This is a genomic window from Pelomonas baiyunensis, from assembly GCF_043555935.1.
Lineage (GTDB): Bacteria > Pseudomonadota > Gammaproteobacteria > Burkholderiales > Burkholderiaceae_C > Pelomonas > Pelomonas baiyunensis.
In genome coordinates this window covers 13,125-31,122 of the sequence record NZ_JBIGIB010000009.1, presented here as the reverse complement: position 1 = coordinate 31,122, position 17,998 = coordinate 13,125, and the positions used below count along the sequence as shown (strand labels likewise).

Below are 17,998 nucleotides of genomic sequence, written 5' to 3'. Positions count from 1 at the left end.
AGGCCTTCATTAAAGTATGACTATTTATCGTCGATCATCGGGGTTAACCCGAAATTCCGCCGGTTTGCATTTAAAAAAGTATGACTAATAATGGCGTGAATGCCCGGCCCATGTCGCCGGGCCGCGCTTGCACGGAGACCTAGTTCATGACGTCCTACGCCCGCTACCCCAGCCTCCAGGACCGCGCCGTCCTGATCACCGGCGGGGCCACCGGCATCGGCGAAACGCTGGTGACCGCCTTCGCCGAACAAGGCGCCAAGGTGGGATTCATCGACCTCGCCGCCGAGGAAGGCACGGCCCTGGCCGCGCGCCTGGCCGCCACCTCGCGCCACGCGCCGCAGTTCGTGGCGGCGGATCTGTCCCAGGTGGACGCGCTGCGCGCCGCCATCGCCGCGCTGCGCGCCACGCTGGGCCCGTTCAGCGTGCTGCTGAACAACGCCGCCAACGACAAACGCCACGCGGTGGAAGACACCACGCCCGAGTTCTGGGACGCGAGCGTGGCCGTCAACATCAAGCACCAGTTCTTCGCGGCGCAGGCCGTGCTGCCCGACATGAAGGCGCTGGGCGGCGGCAGCATCCTGAACTTCGGCTCGGTCAGCTGGTACCTCAAGCAGGGCGGCATGCCGGCCTACACCAGCAGCAAGGCCGGGGTGCAGGGCCTCACACGCGGCCTGGCGCGCGACTTCGGCGTGCACGGCATCCGCGTGAACACGCTGGTGCCGGGCTGGGTGATGACCGAGAAGCAGCTCAAGCTCTGGGTCACCGAAGAAGCCAAGCAAGAAATCGCCAAGGGCCAGTGCATCAACGCCCCGCTGATGCCCGACCACATCGCCCGCATGGCGCTGTTCCTGGCCGCGGACGACTCGGCCATGTGCACCGGCCAGGACTTCATCGTCGACGGCGGTTGGATCTGAAGCGATGAGCCCACCCCCTACCGGCTTCGCCGGCCCCCTCAAGGGGGCGCCGCTGGTGGCCTGGCAGAGCCAGTTCCACGGCGGCCGCTGGAAAAAACTTCTTTTTGCGCAGGGCGTGTCACGCGACACAGCCCGGACTGTCTGAGATGGAACGTAGAGATTACGGTTCGCTGCCCGACGGGCGGGTGGTGCATGAGTACACCCTCACCAACGGCCTGGGCCTGACGCTCACCGCCCTCACGCTGGGCGGCATCGTCACCGGCCTGTGGGTGCCCGATGCGCAAGGCGTTGCGGCCAACGTGGTGCTGGGCTTTGACAACCTCGACGATTACGCCCACCGCAACCCGTCGTTCGGCATCATCGTGGGCCGCTACGGCAACCGCATCGCCGGGGCGAGCTTCACGCTGGACGGCGAAACCCACACGCTGGCCCGCAATGACGGCCCCAACTGCCTGCACGGCGGCACCGAGGGCTTCGGCCACCGGCTGTGGCAGGCCGAGCCGGCGCAGCCCCGCCCGGGCGAAGCCGAGGCGCTGCGCTTGACGCTCACCAGCCCGCATGGCGACCAGGGCTTCCCGGGCGCGCTGCAGGTGACGGTGCGCTACGCGCTGAGCGCGACCGAGAACACCTGGCGCATCGACTACGAAGCCACCACCGACCGCGCCACAGTGGTGAACCTCACGCACCACAGCTACTTCAACCTGGCCGGTGACGGCAGCGCGCTCGGGCACGAGCTGACCCTCCCCGCCTCGCGCTACAGCGAGGTCGACGCGCACCTCATTCCGCAGCGCCACGCGCCGGTGAGCGGCACGCCGTTCGACTTCCGAGTGCCCACGGCGATTGCTGCGCGCATCCGGCAGGGGCACCCGCAATTGCTGCGCGGCCAGGGCTACGACCACAACTGGCTGCTGGACGGCGCCCCCGAGGCCGACGGCCTGCGGCCCGCCGCCACGCTGCGCGACCCCGCCTCCGGCCGCTGCATGGACGTGCGCACCACCGAGCCGGCCCTGCAGTTCTACTCCGGCAACTTCCTCAACGGCACGCTCGCCGGCCCCGGCGGGCGCATTTACCGCCAGGGCGACGGCCTGTGCCTGGAAACCCAGCACAACCCCGACTCGCCGCACCACGAAGCCAGCGCCGACTGGCCCAGCACCGTGCTGCGGCCCGGCGAGGTGTGGCGCAGCACCACAATCCACCGCTTCTCCTGACTGCTGCCGAGAACGCCATGGACCTGCCCGCCCACCAACTGACGATGACCGTGCTGATGACGCCGGACACCGCCAACTTCTCCGGCAACGTGCACGGCGGCAACATCCTCAAGCTGCTGGACCAGGTGGCCTACGCCTGCGCCAGCCGTTATGCCGGTCGCTACGTGGTCACGCTGTCGGTGGACCGCGTCATGTTCCGCCAGCCCATCCACGTGGGCGAGCTGGTCACCTTCCTGGCCAGCATCAACCACACCGGCACCTCGTCGATGGAGGTGGGCATCAAGGTGGTGGCCGAGAACATCCGCACCCAGCAAAAGCGCCACGTGAACAGCTGCTACTTCACCATGGTGGCCGTGGGTGACGACAACAAGCCCGTGCCGGTGCCGCCGCTGCGGCCCTTCACCCCCGAGGAGCGCAGCCGCCACGCCGCGGCCATTGCCCGCAAGCAAGCCCGCGCCCAACTCGACGCCCGACCCGACCCCGCCGCCCCCTCCGATGAGCACGCCTGAACATCCCTTCACCCTCGCCCTGGCCCAGGCCAACTTCCTGGGCGAGGGCCTGCAATGGCACGCCCCCAGCGGCCGCTGGTGGTGGACGGACATCGAAGGCCGCTGCATCCACGCCTGGACGCCCGGCGCCAGCGCCAGCCTGCAGGTGCGCCTGCCCGACCGCGTGGGCTGCTTCGTGCACGCCCGCTCCGGCGCGCTCATCCTCGCGCTGGCCAAGCGCGTGGCCCGGCTCACGCTGCCCGACCTGCAGGCCACGGGCGTGATCGAGGCGGACGTGGAAACGCTCGCGCCGCTGGAAACCCACCTGCCCACCACCCGCGCCAACGACGGCCGCTGCGACCGCAGCGGCGCCTTCGTCTTCGGCACGCTGGACGAGGCCGACCCGCGCCAGACGATTGGCGGCTTCTACCAATACACCCCGGCCCGCGGCCTGCGCCGGCTGGCGCTGGACGGCGTGGCGATTGCCAACAGCCTGTGCTTCAGCCCGGACGGCCGGCGCCTGTATTACTGCGACACGCCCACCCGCCGCATCCGGGTGTGCGACTACGACAGCGCCAGCGCCCGCGTCAGCGAGCCGCGCGTGTTCGTGCACAAAGACGCCAGCCACGGCTACCCCGACGGCTCCTGCGTGGACGCGCAGGGCCACCTCTGGAATGCCGAATGGGGCGCCGGCACGGTGGCCCACTACGCGCCGGACGGCCGGCTGATGGGCCGCTACACCGTGCCCGTGCCCAACACCACCTGCCCCGCGCTGGGCGGGCCGGCGGGCGACCAGCTGCTCGTCACCACCGCCCGCGAGGGCCTGAGCAGCGCCGACCTGATGGCCCGCCCGCTCTCGGGCAGCCTGTTCGGCATGGGCGTGGCGCCTGGGCTCTACCTGCCCGAGGCGCTGTTCAACGACGCCTGATCCAGGCCCGCGCGTCGGCGGTCAGCGCGGCGCAGCCGGCGCCGTGAACGCGCTGCGGAACACCGTGCCCTGGCCGTCCACCGCCGGGGCGGCGGGCAGGCCCATCAGCTGGCGCACCAGCGGGTAGACCTCGATGTTCTCGAAGTCCGGCAGCACGCGGCCGGCCACAAAAGCCGGGCCGTGGGCGATGAACAGCGAGTTCATCGACGGGGCCATGTTGTCGTAGCCGTGGTTGCCGCCCTGGAAGGGCTTGCGCGGCGCACTGGCCTGCACCAGCCAGCCCGGCTCGGCCAGGCACAGCAGGGGCGGAATGCGCGGGTTGCTGCCGTAGTGGAAGCGGGCCGGAATGTCGGCCTTGCGCCAGCACTCCATGTGCGCGTGCGGCTTGAGCAGCGCCTTTTCCACCTGCGCCTCCATGCCCGGCAGCGGGGCCAGGCTAGCGAAGGTGCCGGTCTCGACGAGGTGGTACAGCTTGGGGTCCAGCAGCGTGTCCAGCGCGATCGTGCGATCGCTGTGGGTGGCAGCCATGCCGTGGTCGGCCACCACCACCAAATTCACTGGCTGGCCCAGCGCCTTCACGCCCGCCAGCAGCGCGCCCAGCGCCGTGTCCACCCGCGCCACCGCCTGGTTCAGTTCCGGGCTGTCCGGCCCGTGCTCGTGGCCGGCGGTGTCCACCTCGTCGAAGTACACGGTCACGAACTTCGGGCGGATGTCGGCGGGGCGGCGCAGCCAGTCCAGCACGGTGTTCACACGCTGCACGTTGGTGATGGCCTGGTGGTACTGCATCCAGTCCGACGGGCGCGTGCCCGGGGCTTGCTTGTGGCCGTCGTCGCCCATGAGCTCACCGATGGCCACGTTGGCCCCCGGCCAGAACATCACCGCGGTGCGCAGGCCGGCCTTCTCGGCGTCCACCCAGATCGGCGTGGCGGCGTTCCACCACCAGGGGTCGTCGGTGGCCATGGTGAACGGCGCCTTGCGCTCGGGCGACTCCATGCGGTTGCCGACGATGCCGTGGCGGTCCGGGCGCAGGCCGGTCACCAGCGTCCAGTGGTTGGGAAAGGTCTTGGCCGGGAACGACGGGTGCATGACCGCCGACACGCCGCCGGCGGCCAGCTGCGTCAGCGTGGGCGTCACGCCGCGGCGCAGGTAGTCTTCCCGGAAGCCGTCGATGGACACCAGCACCGTCACGGGCGCGCGCTGCTCAGCGGCCGCCGCCGGGGGGGTGGCGGGCGACTCACGCGAGGGCGCGGTGCTGCAACCGGTCACGGCCAAGGTGGCGGCCAGGATGGTGGCCACGAGGCCAGCGAATGCAGCGGCGGAAGGGAGCCGCAGCCAGGTACGGCGGAGGTCGGGGCTCGTCATGCGGTGAGGCCAGGCAAGGTCAAAGCCTCACTGTAGCGCCGGCCCCCGGGCCAACGCGGCGCAGCAGCCCCCTGGCGCCCTCGCTCAGCCCCGCTTGCGCACCCAGGCGCCCATCCAGTCCGAGCCCGACGCCACCCGCCGCGAGCGCCACATCGCGTCGCCCGGCGACACGGCCACCGGCACCGTCGCCCCGGTTGCCGCCGCGGCGGCCAACGCTGCGGACCGTGCCGGGCGGGGCGCCACTGCCGGCGCCGCAAAGCTGAAGTGAGACAGGCGTCGCATGCAAGCTCCTCGTGCATCGGGACCACGCCGCGGTGGCCCGCGGCCCCTCCAGAACGCAGCGGCGCGGCCAGCGGATGACCGGACGGCCCCCCTCGGCCGCCCACGCGCGGGGCGCGACCGCTAGACTGTCGGCATGCGCCGGGGGTTCACGACCATTCTGCTGATGCTGTGCTTGTGCTGGCAGGCACTGGCGCATGCCGGCGTGGCCGTGCTGATGACCGACGCCGGAGAACCGCAGCACGAACACGCCGTGATGCATTTCGAGGGCGAGGCCCACCACCACGACCACGACACCGGTCACGACGGTGACGCCTCCGACGCGACCCACGCCGACCACTCGCTGGCATCCGCCCAGCACCTGGCCAACGATGCCAGCCTGTGCGCCCCGGCACTGCTGGGCGTCACGGACCTGACGCTGCCCTCGCTGCCCCCGCAGATGCCAGCCGCCGCCCCTGCGGCCACGCCCCCCTCGGCCTGCCTGGCCGGGCCTGAACGCCCCCCCAAACACCGGTCCTGATCCCGACCGCAGCCGGCGCGTGACGCGCAGCCGTCTGTGGCCCGGGCATTGCACACCGTGACCCGACCGGCCCTGTGCCGGCTCCGGGTGCATTGCTGTCTTCTTGCATCAGGACTCTCGTGAAACTTCATCCATGGCTTGTTCCATGGCTCGTTGGTGGCGCCTTGGCCGCCAACCTGCCCGGCTATGCCGCCCCGCCCCAGCCCGCTCCCTCTGTTCCATCCGCGGTGCCCGCAGCCACACGCCCCAGCCTCGCGCAGGCGCTGGACGCCGCCTGGCAGCGCTCCCTCGACGCCACGCAAACCCAAGGCCAACAGCGCGTGGCCCGCGCCGACGAAGCGGCTGCCCGCAGCTGGCTCGCGGCCCCGCCAGCCCTGCAGGTGGCCCAGCGGCAAGGCCGCGGCCCCGCCGCTGACGGCCAGCGCGAAACCGAAGTGGGCGTGGCCCTGCCGCTGTGGCGCCTGGGTGCCCGTGCCACAGCGGGCGACGCCGCCCAGGCCGAGCTGGACTGGGCCCAGGCGGCCGAGCAGGCCGCACGCCTGCGCCTGGCCGGCGAGGTGCGTGAAGCCCTGGGGCTGCTCCTCAGCCTGGAGGCGGAGCAAGGCCTCGCGACGCTGCGCGCTCAACTGCTGCAGCGCCTGGCGGACGACGTGGACCGCCGCGTCCAGGCCGGTGACCTGGCACCGGCCGATGCTCTGGCTGCGCGGGCCGAATGGCTGGCCAGCCAGGCCCAGGCGGCGGACGCGCAGCAGAAACTGCGCCAGCAGCAGGCCCAGTGGCAGCTGTTGACCGGCTGGGCCCTCGCGGCCGAGCCTGAGCCCGAACGGCCCGATGCCGGCGCGCCGCTGGACGATGCCCACCCCGAGCTGCAACTGACAGCCCGCGCCGTCGAACGCGCGCAGCGCAAGCTCGCCCTGGTGCAAGCCCAGCGCGGCGAGAACCCCGAGCTCGGGGTGCACCTGCGCCAGGAGCGGCCCGGCACGGGCAGCCCCACGCAGCACAGCGTCGGCATCGCCTTGCGCCTGCCGTTCGGTGCGGGTGCGCAGGCGCAGCCCCGCATCGCCGCGGCGCTGGCCGAGGTGGACCTGGCGCTGACACACCAGCAACGCACCCGTGACCGCCTGGCCGCCGACCTGGCACTGGCCCGCGGCCAGTGGCACGCCGCCCAAGCCCTCACGCAGCTGGAAGCCCAGCGCGCCACGCTGCTGCGCACCCGGGCCCAGCACATCGACAAGGCCTTCCAGGCGGGCGAAGCCCCGCTGCCGGAACTGCTGCGCGCGCTCGACGCCGCCGCCCAGGCCGAAGCCGCCCGCGACCGCCAGGCGGTGCAACTGCGCCTGGCGCAAGCCCGCCTCCTACAAGCCCAAGGACTGCTCCCATGACACGCCCTCAACGGATGGCCGCCCTCGCCCTGACGGCCTGCGCCACAGCCTTTGCCGGCCCGGGCGCCCACGGCCCCAACGGTGAACATCTGGACGCCCCAGCCACCGCAGCCGCGCCCGCCCACAGCCGCCCGCGCATCGAAGCCAAAACCGAGCAGTTCGAGCTCGTCGGCAGCCTCGGCGGCGGCGAGTTCTCGATGCTCATCGACCGTTTCGCCACCAACGAGCCGGTGCTCAAAGCCCGGGTGGAGGTGGAAAGCGGCGGTCTCAAGGCCCCCGCGCCCTTCCACGACGACATCGGCGACTACGCCGTCGCCGACGAGGCCCTGCTGAAACTGCTGGCCTCGCCGGGCGAGCACCCGCTCGTCATCACCGTCATCCACGGCGACGAGACCGACCTGCTGGACGCCACCCTGAAGGTGAGTGCCGCACAGGCCCACGCCGCCACCGAAGCGCCGCACGAGCACGCCGGTGAGGACGACCACGACCCCGCGCACGAACACGTCAGCGGTTCACGCAAGTTCTGGACGGGCGTGGGCATCGCTTCGGCGGTGTTCGTCGCCCTCGCCGCATGGCGCCGTCGCACCGGCGCCATGACTGGGCAAGGAGGCCAGGCATGAAGCGCCCGCTCATCACCCTCGGCCTGCTGCTGGCCGCCCTCGCCGCCGGGGCCGGCCCCGGGGCCCACGGCCCCAACGGTGAACACCTCGACGCCCCCGGCGCCGCCAACGCCTCGGGGCTGGCCCGCCTGCCCGACGGCAGCGTCAACGTGCCCAAGCTGGCGCAGCGACGACTGGGCGTGCGCACGCTGCTGGCGCCGCAAACGCAAGCCGCCGCCACGCTGGAGCTGCCCGGCCGCGTGGTGCAAGACCCGAACGCCAGCGGCCGCGTGCAGGCCAGCCATGGCGGCCGCATCGCGCCCGGCCCCCAGGGCCTGCCGGTGCCCGGCCAGGCGGTGCGCCAGGGAGACATCCTCGCCTGGCTGCACCACCATGCCGACCCCTTCTCCCAAGCCAACCAGGAGGCCCAGCGCGCCGAGCTGCGTGCCGGCCGACAGCTGGCCGAACAGCGCTTGAAGCGGCTGGAGGGGCTGGAAGGCACGGTGCCGCGCAAGGAGATCGACGCGGCCCGCCTGGAGGCCGATGCGTGGGCCGCGCGCGAGCGCAGCATCGCCGCCAGCCTGGACGCCCGCGAGCCGCTGCGGGCCCCCGTGTCCGGCGTCATCGCCCGCACCGAACTGGTGGCCGGCCAGGTCATCGATGCACGTGATGTGCTGGTGGAGATCGTCGACCCGACGCGGCTGATGGTGGAGGCACAGACGCCCGACGTCACCCTGGGCTCGCGCATCGCCAGCGCTGCGCTGGCTGGCGTGAGCGGCGTGACCCTTCAACTGGCCGGTGTGCCGCGGGCGCTGCGCGATGGCACGCTGCCGCTGAGCTTTCGCGTGCGGGGCGAGCAGGCCGTGCCGCTCGCGGTGGGCCAGACGGTGAGCGTCATCGTCGCGCTGAACGAGCGCCGCCCGGGCATCGTGCTGCCAGCCGAGGCGGTGGTGCGCAGCCCGGTGAACGAGCCGGTGGTCTGGATCAAGACCGGCGCCGAGCGCTACGTGCCGCAGCCGGTGCAGGTGCTGCCGCTGGACGCGAAGACCGTGCTGGTCACCCGCGGCCTGGCGGCCGACAACCGGGTCGTGGTGCAGGGTGCGCCGTTGATCGCGCAGATCCGCTGAGGAGACGGCCATGTTCAATTGGATCGTTCTCACCAGCCTGCGCAACCGGCTCTTCGTGCTGGCCATTGCCGCGCTGCTGATGGCCTACGGGGGCCACATCGCGTGGCGCACACCGGTTGACGTCTTCCCCGACCTGAACAAGCCCCTGGTCACCGTGCTGACTGAGGCCGGCGGCATGGCGCCCGAAGAGGTGGAGCAGCTCGTCAGCGTGCCGCTGGAGACGGCGCTCAACGGCATGCCGGGCATCACGCGCGTTCGCTCCACCTCGGGTGTGGGCCTGTCCATCGTCTACGCCGAGTTCGACTGGGGCACCGACATTTACCGCAACCGCCAGCTGGTGGCCGAGCGGCTGGCACAGCTGCGCGGCCAGCTGCCGGGCGACGTGACGCCGGTGATGGGGCCGGTGTCGTCCCTCATGGGCGAGGTCATGCTGATCGCGCTGCCGCTGAGCGGGGCGCCCGCGGCGCCTGGGCCCGGCGCGGTGCCGGGCACCGGGCCGCTGCCCAGCAGGCCCGGAGAGGGGCCCGGCACCCTGCCGATGCAGGCGCGCGAGTACGCTGACTTCGTGCTGCGGCCGCGCCTGCTGGCCATCCACGGGGTGTCCCAGGTCATTCCCATCGGCGGCGAGGTGCGCACGCTGCGCGTGGAACCCGACACCGCCCGCATGGCCCATCTCGGTGTGTCGTTGACGCAGGTCGAGCAAGCCCTGCGTGGCTTTGCCAGCAACGCCGGCGGCGGCTTCATCGACCTGAACCGCCGGGAATACCTGATCCGCCACCTGGGCCGCACCAACCGCGTGGACGACCTGCAAGGCGTGGCCGTGGCCTTCAAGGACGGCCGCGCCATCCTGCTGGAGCAGGTGGCCCGGGTGCGCTTCGCGCCGGCCCTCAAACGGGGCGATGCGGGCTACGCCGGCGCACCGGCCGTCATCGTCAGCGTGCAAAAGGCCCCGGCGGCCGACACGGTGCAGTTGACCCGTCAGATCGAGGCCGCGCTGGGCGAGCTGAAGGCCGGCCTGCCCCAGGGCTTGAGCGCGCCGCGGGTGCTGTTCCGCCAGGCGGACTTCATCGAGGCCTCCCTCTCCAACGTGACGGGCGCGCTGCGCGACGGCGCCATCATGGTGGCCATCGTGCTGTTCGCCTTCCTGCTGTCGGCGCGTACCACCCTGATCTCGCTGGTCGCCATTCCGCTGTCGCTGGCCGTCACGGCGCTGGTGTTCCGGCTGCTCGATCAGTCCATCAATGTGATGACCCTGGGCGGCCTGGCGATTGCGGTGGGCGAGCTGGTGGACGATGCGGTGGTGGATGTGGAAAACATCCAGCGCCGCCTGCGCGAGAACCGCGCGCTGCCCGAGCCGCGCCCCGTGCTGGCGGTGGTGCGCGAGGCCAGCGTGGAGGTGCGCACGGGCATCGTCTACGCGACGCTGATCGTCGTTCTGGTGTTCGTGCCGCTGTTCGCGCTGCCGGGCATCGAGGGGCGGCTGTTCACGCCGCTGGGCATCGCCTACATCGTGTCCATCCTGGCGTCGATGCTGGTGTCCATGACGGTCACGCCGGTGCTGAGCGCCTACCTGCTGCCGGGCATGAAACGGCTGCAGCATGGCGACAGCCCGCTGGTGACGTGGCTCAAGGACTGGGACGGCCGGCTGCTGGCCTGGTCGTTCCCGCGCGCCCGGCTGCTGCTCGGCGGCGCGGTGCTGGCCGTGGCCGCCGCCGCGGCCAGCGTGCCCTTCTTCCCACGGGCCTTCCTGCCCGCGTTCAACGAGGGCTCGCTGGTGCTGTCGCTGATGTTCAACCCGGGCACCTCGCTGGCCGAGGCCAACCGCATGGGCGCGCTGGCCGAGACGCTGATCGCCCAGGTGCCGGAGGTGACGCAGGTGGGCCGGCGCACCGGCCGCGCCGAGCTGGACGAGCATGCCGAGGGCGTGCACTCGACCGAGATCGATGTCGACCTGCGCCGCAGCGGCCGGCCGGTGGACCGCGAAGCCGTGATGGCCCGCATCCGCGCCCAACTGGCCACGCTGCCGGCGCAGGTGGCCATCGGCCAGCCCATCTCGCACCGGCTGGACCACCTGCTCTCGGGCGTGCGCGCGCAAATCGCCGTGAAGATCTACGGCGACGACACCGACACGCTGCGCGGCCTGGCCGAGCAGATGCGTGCCGGCTTGAGCGGCGTGCCCGGCCTGGTGGACCTGACGGTGGAGAAGCAGGTGCTCATTCCGCAGATCGCCGTGCGGCTGGACCCGCGCCGGCTGGCCCAGACCGGGCTGTCACCCGGCGAAGCCGTGCGCGTGTTGCAGACCCTGACCGACGGCGCCCACGGCGCACAGATCGTGGACGGACCGCGCCGCTACGACTTGGTGCTGCGGCTGCCCGACCACCAGCGCAGCCCGCAGGACCTGGCCCGCACGCTCATCGACACGCCGGCCGGGCGGCTGCCGCTGTCCAGCATCGCCACCGTGGAAGAGGCCGACGGGCCGAACCAGATCGGCCGCGAGAACGGCCGGCGGCGCATCGTCGTGTACGCCAACACCGATGGCCGCGACATGGGACGGGTGATTGCCGACATCCGCGCGGTGATCGACAAGGCCGCCCTGCCCACGGGCGCCTTCGTCAGCCTGGAGGGCCAGTTCCAGGCGCAGGAACAGGCGACCCGGCTCATCGCGGCGCTGTCGGCCGTGTCGCTGGCCTTGATGTTCCTGGTGCTGTACTCGCGCTACCGCTCGGCGCGGCTGGCGGGCGTCATCATGGCCAACATCCCGCTCGCGCTGATCGGTGCCGTGGCGGCGATGTGGGTGGCCGGCGTGACGCTGTCCGTGGCCACGATGGTGGGCTTCATCACCTTGGCTGGCATCGCCACGCGCAACGGCATCCTCAAGGTCAGCCACTACATCAACCTGTGCCGGTTCGAGGGCGAGCGCTTCGGCCAGGCCATGATCGTGCGCGGCTCGCTGGAACGGCTCACGCCGGTGCTGATGACCGCCCTGGTGGCCGCGTTTGCGCTGATGCCGCTGCTGCTGGCCAGCGACGAGCCCGGCAAGGAAATCCTGCACCCGGTCGCGGTGGTCATCTTCGGCGGCCTCATCAGCTCGACACTGCTGGACACCGTGCTCACGCCGGTCATCTTCTGGCGGGTCGGCGAGAAGCCGCTGCAACGACTGCTGGCGCTGGACGCTGCCGACCCGGCTGCGGCATCCCAGGACGCGTTTTGAACCCCAGGGCCCAGCGGCGCCGCCTGTGCAAGCGCGCCGCGCATGAAGTGGAGAAGAACCCATGAAGACACCGCAACTCCTGATCGCCGCCCTGCTGGCCGCGTGCGCCCTGGGGGCGAACCCCGTGATGGCGCACGGCTCGTCGGCCCCACGCCACGGCGGCATCGTGCAGGTCGCCAATGACGTGAACTTCGAACTGGTGGTGGAGGCCGATGGCGCCACCCTCTACCTCGTGGACCACGACGAAGACATGCCCTCCAAGGGCATCTCCGGCAAGCTGACCGTGCTGAACGGCGCGCAGAAAACCGAGGTCGACCTCAAGGCCACCGACGGCAACAAGCTGCGCGCCACCGGCGTGAAGATCGAGAAGGGCGCCAAAGTCGTGGCGGTGCTCCAGAACGTCGAAGGCAAGACCGCCACCGTGCGGTTCACCGTGAAGTGAGGCGGCTGATGAACCCTTGCCTGCACCTGGCCGCTGCGGCCTGCCTGCTCTCGGCCAGCACCCTCGCCGCGGCGGACGAAGCCCCCCGCACCAACGCCGCGCTCACGGCCAAAGCCCATGCGGTGTTCGGCCCCCAAGCCGGCCAGTCGTTTGACGCCCAGGCCCTCAAGCCCGCCGCCACGGCCCCCCGCACGGAGACCGTGACCGTGACGCTCAAGCCCGGCAAGGGCGCCGAGGTGCAGGCCGAGATGGACGGCGGCCAAGGCCTGGTGTTTCACTGGCAGGCCAGTGCCGACGTGGCGGTGGACCTGCACGGCGAGCGCCCCGACGCGCAATCCGAGTACACCAGCTACGACATCGAGGCCGCGCAGCGCGAGGGTGCCGGCACGCTGCTGCCGCCCTTCGCGGGCACGCACGGCTGGTTCTGGAAAAACCGCGGCACCACCCCGGTGTCGGTGACGCTCACCGTGACCGGTTTCTACAAGCGACTGGTGCGACACGGCGGGCAGCCCTGAGGCCCCCTCGAACCCGGCGCGCTACTTGCCGATGCAGAAGCTGCTGAAGATCACGCCCAGCAGTTCGTCGGCCGAGAAGGCGCCGGTGATCTCGCCCAGCGCGTCGTGCGCCAGGCGCAGTTCCTCGGCCAGCAGGTCCAGCGCGGCGTCGCGCTGCTGGGCGATCTCGCGGGCCAGCGCCAGGTGCTCGGCGGTGCGCGCCAGGGCCTGCACGTGGCGCTCGCGGGCAATGAACAAACCCTCGGGCACGGCCTGCCAGCCGGCGGTGGCCAGCAAGCGCTGGCGCAGCGCCTCCAGGCCCGCGCCGGTCTTGAGGCTCAGCGCAATCTCGCCGGCCGGCGCGGTGCCCAGGTCGGTCTTGTTGAACACCTGCACGATGCGGCCCGCGTCCACCCCGGCCAGCCGCGCGCGAATGCGTTCGTCCTCGGCCTCGTAGCCGGCCTCGCCCACGCGGCCCAGGTCGTGCAGGAAAAGCACCACGTCGGCGTCGGCAATCGCGTCCCAGCTGCGCGACACGCCGATGCGCTCCACCTCGTCGGCCGTCTCGTCGCGCAGGCCGGCGGTGTCGGTGATGTGCAGCGGCACGCCTTCGATTTGGATGGTCTGGCTGACCTTGTCGCGCGTGGTGCCGGGGATGGGCGTGACGATGGCCAGCTCCGCCCCTGCCAGCGCGTTGAGCAGCGAGCTCTTGCCCACGTTGGGCTGGCCGGCCAGCACCACCTTGAGGCCGTCGCGCAGCAGCGCGCCCTGGCGGGTGCGGGCTTGCACGGCGCTCAGTTGCGCGGTCAGGCGGTCCAGCCGGCCGAAGGCGTCGGCCTTTTCCAGGAAGTCGATTTCTTCCTCGGGGAAGTCCAGCGTGGCCTCCACCAGCATGCGCAGCTGGATCAGCTGGTCACGCAGCACGCCCACCTCGTGGCTGAGCGCGCCGCCCAGCGCCCGGCTGGCGCTGCGCGCGGCGGCCTCGGTGCTGGCGTCGATCAGATCAGCCACGGCCTCGGCTTGCGCCAGGTCGAGCTTGCCGTTCAGGAAGGCGCGCTGCGTGAACTCGCCGGGCTCGGCCAGCCGCACATCCAGGCCCGCCTCGATGACGCGCGCCAGCAGCAGCTGCATCACCACCGCGCCGCCGTGCGCCTGCAGCTCCAGCACGTGCTCGCCGGTGTAGGAATGTGGCGCCGGGAAGTGCAGCGCCAGGCCATGGTCGATGGGCTGGCCGGCGGCGTCGCGAAACGGTAAATAGCTCGCTTCGCGGGCGCGCAGCTCCCGGCCGCACAGGGCTAAGATCAATGGGGTCAGGTCTTGCGGTGAAGACACGCGCACGATGCCCACCGCCCCGCGGCCGGGAGCGGTGGCGATGGCGGCGATGGGGTCGGCATGGCGAGACAGCATGGCGGCATTGTCGAACCTCTGCCGCCCCGAAGCCCACCCTCTGCCCGTGACCCCGACCGAATCTGCCCCCGACTGCGCCCCACCGGCCGCCGCCCTGGTGCTGGACCCCACCCACCGCGAGGCCCTGTACCGCGAACTGCGCCAGTTGGCCCGCCAGCGCCTGCGCCGCAGCGGCCCGCTCACGCTGCTGGACACCACGGCCCTGGTGCACGAGGGCTGGTTGAAGCTGGCGCACCAGGCCGGCTGGCACGGCATGACGCACGCGCACTTCATGGCCTACGCGGCCACGGTGATGCGCTCCATCGTGGTGGACTACGCCCGCGCCCGCCAGGCCCAGCAGCGCGGCGCCGGCGCTACCCACGTGCCGCTGGACGAACTGCCCACGCTGGCCCACCGGGACGACGAGTACCTGCAGATCCACGACGCCCTGGCGGAGCTGGAGCGGCAAGACCCGCGCCTGGCCCGGCTGGTCGAGCTGCGCTTCTTCGTCGGCCTGGAAGAGACCGAATGCGCCGAGGCGCTGGGCCAGTCGCGCCGCACGGTGCAACGCGACTGGCAAAAGGCCCGCGCCCTGCTGTGGGCCTCTCTGAACGACTGACCTTGCCGGGGCGCTGCCGCCCCCCTCCTTGCCATGACCGCTTTATCCGCCGCCGACTGGCAGGCCGTTGAGCCGCTGCTGGACGCTGCCCTGGCCCTGCCGCCGGCCGACCGCCCGACGTTTCTGGACACCTTGCCGCCCGAGCACCAGCGCTGGCGCGCCACACTGGAGCGCCTGCTGCAGGCCGAGTTGGCGGCTGCCGACGCCGGCTTCCTGAGCCAACCCGCCAGCCTGGCGGGCGGCACGACAGGCCCCGAGGGCGGTGGCAACCCGCCCTGGCAAACCGGCCAGCAGGTGGGCCCGTGGGTGTTGATGGACGAACTCGGCCGCGGCGGCATGGCCAGCGTGTGGCGGGCGCGCCCGCACAGCGGCGACTTCCAGCGCGAGGTGGCCCTCAAGCTGCCGCACAGCCCGGCCCCCGGCTGGCTGGAGCGCTTGAAGCGCGAGCGCGACCTGCTGGCCCGCCTGCAGCACGCCGGCATCGCGCGGCTGTACGACGCCGGCGTGGACGCCCAAGGCCTGCCCTGGCTGGCCATGGAGTGCGTGGCCGGCCGCGACATCCTGGGCTGGTGCGAGGCGCGCCACGCCAGCGTGCCCGAGCGCGTGGCGCTGCTGCTGCAGGTGGCCGACGCGCTGCAGTACGCCCACAGCCGCCTGGTGCTGCACCGGGACATCAAGCCCGCCAACGTGATGGTGCAGGACGACGGCGCCGTGCGGCTGCTGGACTTCGGCATCGCCCGCAGCCTGGCCGCCGAGACAGACGCCACCGCGCTGACGCAGCTGGGCCAGCGCCCCATGACGCCCGAGTACGCCTCGCCCGAGCAGGTGCGCGGCGAGGAGCCCGGCATTGCCAGCGATGTGTACGCCTTCGGCGTGCTGGCCTACCGGCTGCTCAGCGGCGCCAGCCCCTACGCGGCTGCCGCGCCGGCCTCGCGCCATGCGCTGGAGCGCGCGGTGCTGGAGGCCGAGCCGCCTGCGCCGTCCACCGCCACGCGTGATGCGGCCACGCGCAAGGCCTTGCGAGGCGACCTGGACGCCATCGTGCGGAAGGCGCTGGCCAAGGAACCCGCACGCCGCTACGCCACGATGGACGCGCTGGCCGCCGATCTGCGCCGCCACTTGGCTGGTGAGGCGGTGCTGGCCCGGCCACCGTCCTGGCGCTACCGCGCGGGCCGCGTCATCGCCCGGCACCGCTGGGCCGTGGGCGCCTCCACGCTGGCGGTGCTGGCCCTGGTGGGCACCACGGGCTGGGCGCTGCGCGCGGCCAGCGACGCCCGCCAGGAGGCGCGGCGCTCGGGGGCGATGGTGGAATTCTTGACCGGGCTGTTCAACCCCTTGCGGGAAGCGCAGCCGGACACCCGGCACCGCGACGTGCCCGCCCGCCAGCTGATTGAAGACGGCGCGCGGCGCGTGCTCGGCTCGCTGCAAGACGAACCCTTGGCCCGCGAGCAACTGCTGGTGGACCTGGGCACGCTGACCCAGCAGCTGGGCCTGCCGGAACTCTCTCGCCAGCTGGCGGAGGAGCGCGTGCACCAGGCCGAGCGGCTGCACGGCACCCGCAGCCGCGCCTATGCCGACGCCCTGCTCGGCCAGCGGGACCTGTGGGAAAGCGCCGGCCGCTACGCCGACGGCCTGAAGGCCGCGACCGAAGCGCTGGCCATCTACCAGGCCCTGGGCGAAACCGACCCGCAGCGGCTGGCGCTGGCGCACCTGACGCTGGGCGGCTTCAGCGCCCGCATGCACGCGCCCGAGGCGGCCGACATCGAGCACCTGACCACCGCCGCCCGCCTGCTGCAACCCCTGCCCGGCCCCAACCTGCTGGGCACCGTGTACGAGCAGCTGCTGGTGGCGCACCTGGGCCGGGGCGAGATGGAAGCGGCCTACCAGGCCGGCATGCAAGGCGTGCAGGCCAACCGGGCCCAGCGGGGCGCGGACGACTGGAAAACCGCGGCGTCGGAAGACCAGGTGGGCCAAGTCGCGCTGTTCACGCAGCGCCCCGCCGAGGCGGGCACCTTGATTCGCCACGGCCTGCAGGTGCTGCGCAAGGCCATGGGGCCCGACGTGGTGATCCTGGCCCGGGGCGAGGCCAATCTCGCGCTGCTGGCCATGGCCGCGGGCCAGGTGGACGAAGCCCGCGCCCACGTGGCCGAGGCCCGCCGCATCACCACCCTGCCGGCCAACCAGGCGATGGCGGCGTTCGCACTCACGGTGGAGGCCACGGCGCTGGATGTGGCCCAGCAGTCCGGCGACTGGGACACCCTGCACCGGGGCTGCGAGCGCTGGGGCCGGGACGTCCAGGCCCCGCAACCGGCGCTGCGGCTGCGCCTGCAACAGGCCTGCGCCGCTGACGCGGTGCACCGGGGCGACCTGGACCGCGCCCGCGCCCTGCTGGACCAGGCGCGCGGCGTGGCCCAGAAGTTCTTCGCCCAGGTGCCCGCGCGGCATGCGGCGATTGCGCTGCGCGAGGGGGAGTGGCTGGCGGCGCAAGGCCGCCGCGACGAGGCGGCCGCGCAGTGGCGCCAGGTGCTGCGGCTGGACGACCCGAGCATCGTCACGCCCCGCGCCCAGGCTTTCGCCCAACTGCGCGCCGCCCAGGCCCTGACGGCGGACGACCTCGCCAGCGCCGAGCGCCTGCGGGCGCAATTGCAGCGTGCCGGCGGCTCGACGCACTGGACCACCCCGCTGGGCCTGCTGGGCACGCCCTGAGCTGCGCGCCCGGCGGGCAGGATTTTTTTCAAACGCCATGGCGCTTCTCGGCGCCGGATCTCGTGAATGCAGCTGAAGGCCCTGGCAATCCCGCCAGGGCCGCCTCGTGCAATCAAGGAGAACTGGCAATGAAGAAGATTTCAAACCTGGCCTGGAGCGTAGGCATGGCGGCGGCCTTGGCGGCGTGCGGCGGCGGCGGCAGCGATGCGGCTCCGACACCCGAGCCGGTGCCCACGCCCGCTCCGGCACCCACCCCGGCCCCGGCGCCAACACCCGCGCCAACGCCCGCGCCGACTCCTGCACCGACGCCAGCCCCAACGCCAGCACCCGCTC

At 72.2% G+C, this 17,998-nt stretch carries 17 protein-coding genes; 14 read left to right on the top strand and 3 right to left on the bottom strand.

Annotated elements, in window-relative coordinates; genetic code table 11:
- Positions 1 to 146 precede the first annotated feature (146 nt).
- Genes ACG01O_RS21980 through ACG01O_RS21960 form a run of 5 tightly spaced genes read left to right on the top strand, consistent with a single transcriptional unit; the run spans position 147 to position 3,538 of the window.
- On the top strand, positions 147 to 914 hold the full coding sequence (locus ACG01O_RS21980) for an SDR family NAD(P)-dependent oxidoreductase (protein WP_394387731.1): 768 nt from the start codon (positions 147 to 149) through the stop codon (positions 912 to 914).
- A 4-nt stretch (positions 915 to 918) separates the two neighbouring features.
- Positions 919 to 1,059, top strand: a complete 141-nt coding sequence (locus ACG01O_RS21975) for a hypothetical protein (protein WP_394387730.1) — start codon at positions 919 to 921, stop codon at positions 1,057 to 1,059.
- 1 nt (position 1,060) lies between these two features.
- A complete protein-coding gene (locus ACG01O_RS21970; RefSeq protein ID WP_394387729.1) occupies positions 1,061 to 2,122 on the top strand; it encodes an aldose epimerase family protein in 1,062 nt (353 codons plus the stop codon).
- Between the two features lie 17 nt (positions 2,123 to 2,139).
- Positions 2,140 to 2,631 (top strand): acyl-CoA thioesterase, encoded by a 492-nt coding sequence (locus ACG01O_RS21965; RefSeq protein ID WP_394387728.1) that lies wholly within the window; start codon positions 2,140 to 2,142, stop codon positions 2,629 to 2,631.
- Positions 2,618 to 3,538, top strand: a complete 921-nt coding sequence (locus ACG01O_RS21960) for an SMP-30/gluconolactonase/LRE family protein (protein ID WP_394387727.1) — start codon at positions 2,618 to 2,620, stop codon at positions 3,536 to 3,538. Before ACG01O_RS21965 ends, ACG01O_RS21960 begins: the two co-directional genes overlap by 14 nt.
- 21 nt (positions 3,539 to 3,559) lie before the next feature.
- On the opposite strand, the gene ACG01O_RS21955 is transcribed toward ACG01O_RS21960, so the two are convergent.
- Both ACG01O_RS21955 and ACG01O_RS21950 read right to left on the bottom strand, forming a co-directional pair.
- On the bottom strand, positions 3,560 to 4,834 hold the full coding sequence (locus ACG01O_RS21955; RefSeq protein ID WP_394387726.1) for an alkaline phosphatase family protein: 1,275 nt from the start codon (positions 4,832 to 4,834) through the stop codon (positions 3,560 to 3,562).
- 150 nt (positions 4,835 to 4,984) lie between these two features.
- On the bottom strand, positions 4,985 to 5,182 hold the full coding sequence (locus tag ACG01O_RS21950; RefSeq protein WP_394387724.1) for a hypothetical protein: 198 nt from the start codon (positions 5,180 to 5,182) through the stop codon (positions 4,985 to 4,987).
- Between the two features lie 133 nt (positions 5,183 to 5,315).
- Here ACG01O_RS21950 and ACG01O_RS21945 point away from each other — a divergent pair, with 133 nt between their 5' ends.
- The 7 genes from ACG01O_RS21945 (at position 5,316) to ACG01O_RS21915 (ending at position 12,975) form a co-directional block, all read left to right on the top strand.
- Positions 5,316 to 5,699, top strand: coding sequence for a hypothetical protein (locus ACG01O_RS21945; protein WP_394387723.1), 384 nt, complete (start codon positions 5,316 to 5,318; stop codon positions 5,697 to 5,699).
- A 227-nt stretch (positions 5,700 to 5,926) separates the two neighbouring features.
- Complete coding sequence (locus ACG01O_RS21940; protein ID WP_394387722.1) at positions 5,927 to 7,081, top strand: TolC family protein; 1,155 nt, start codon at positions 5,927 to 5,929, stop codon at positions 7,079 to 7,081.
- The gene (locus ACG01O_RS21935) at positions 7,078 to 7,701 is read left to right on the top strand and encodes a hypothetical protein (protein WP_394387721.1); all 624 of its coding nucleotides are present in this window, start codon (positions 7,078 to 7,080) and stop codon (positions 7,699 to 7,701) included. Before ACG01O_RS21940 ends, ACG01O_RS21935 begins: the two co-directional genes overlap by 4 nt.
- A complete protein-coding gene (locus tag ACG01O_RS21930) occupies positions 7,698 to 8,807 on the top strand; it encodes an efflux RND transporter periplasmic adaptor subunit (protein ID WP_394387720.1) in 1,110 nt (369 codons plus the stop codon). Before ACG01O_RS21935 ends, ACG01O_RS21930 begins: the two co-directional genes overlap by 4 nt.
- A 10-nt stretch (positions 8,808 to 8,817) precedes the next feature.
- Complete coding sequence (locus ACG01O_RS21925) at positions 8,818 to 12,018, top strand: efflux RND transporter permease subunit (RefSeq protein ID WP_394387719.1); 3,201 nt, start codon at positions 8,818 to 8,820, stop codon at positions 12,016 to 12,018.
- Positions 12,019 to 12,079: 61 nt separating this feature from the next.
- The gene (locus ACG01O_RS21920) at positions 12,080 to 12,460 is read left to right on the top strand and encodes a hypothetical protein (protein WP_394387718.1); all 381 of its coding nucleotides are present in this window, start codon (positions 12,080 to 12,082) and stop codon (positions 12,458 to 12,460) included.
- A gap of 8 nt (positions 12,461 to 12,468) precedes the next feature.
- A complete protein-coding gene (locus ACG01O_RS21915; RefSeq protein ID WP_394387716.1) occupies positions 12,469 to 12,975 on the top strand; it encodes a hypothetical protein in 507 nt (168 codons plus the stop codon).
- A gap of 21 nt (positions 12,976 to 12,996) precedes the next feature.
- Here ACG01O_RS21915 and mnmE read toward each other — a convergent pair whose 3' ends face one another.
- Complete coding sequence (gene mnmE / locus ACG01O_RS21910; protein WP_394387715.1) at positions 12,997 to 14,361, bottom strand: tRNA uridine-5-carboxymethylaminomethyl(34) synthesis GTPase MnmE; 1,365 nt, start codon at positions 14,359 to 14,361, stop codon at positions 12,997 to 12,999.
- 46 nt (positions 14,362 to 14,407) lie between these two features.
- Between mnmE and ACG01O_RS21905 the strand changes: the two genes are divergently transcribed.
- Together ACG01O_RS21905 and ACG01O_RS21900 are read left to right on the top strand one after the other, a co-directional pair.
- Entirely contained in the window at positions 14,408 to 14,959 is a 552-nt protein-coding gene (locus tag ACG01O_RS21905; protein ID WP_394387714.1) for an ECF-type sigma factor, read from the top strand.
- 33 nt (positions 14,960 to 14,992) lie between these two features.
- Entirely contained in the window at positions 14,993 to 17,665 is a 2,673-nt protein-coding gene (locus ACG01O_RS21900) for a serine/threonine-protein kinase (RefSeq protein ID WP_394387713.1), read from the top strand.
- Positions 17,666 to 17,998: the final 333 nt, after the last annotated feature.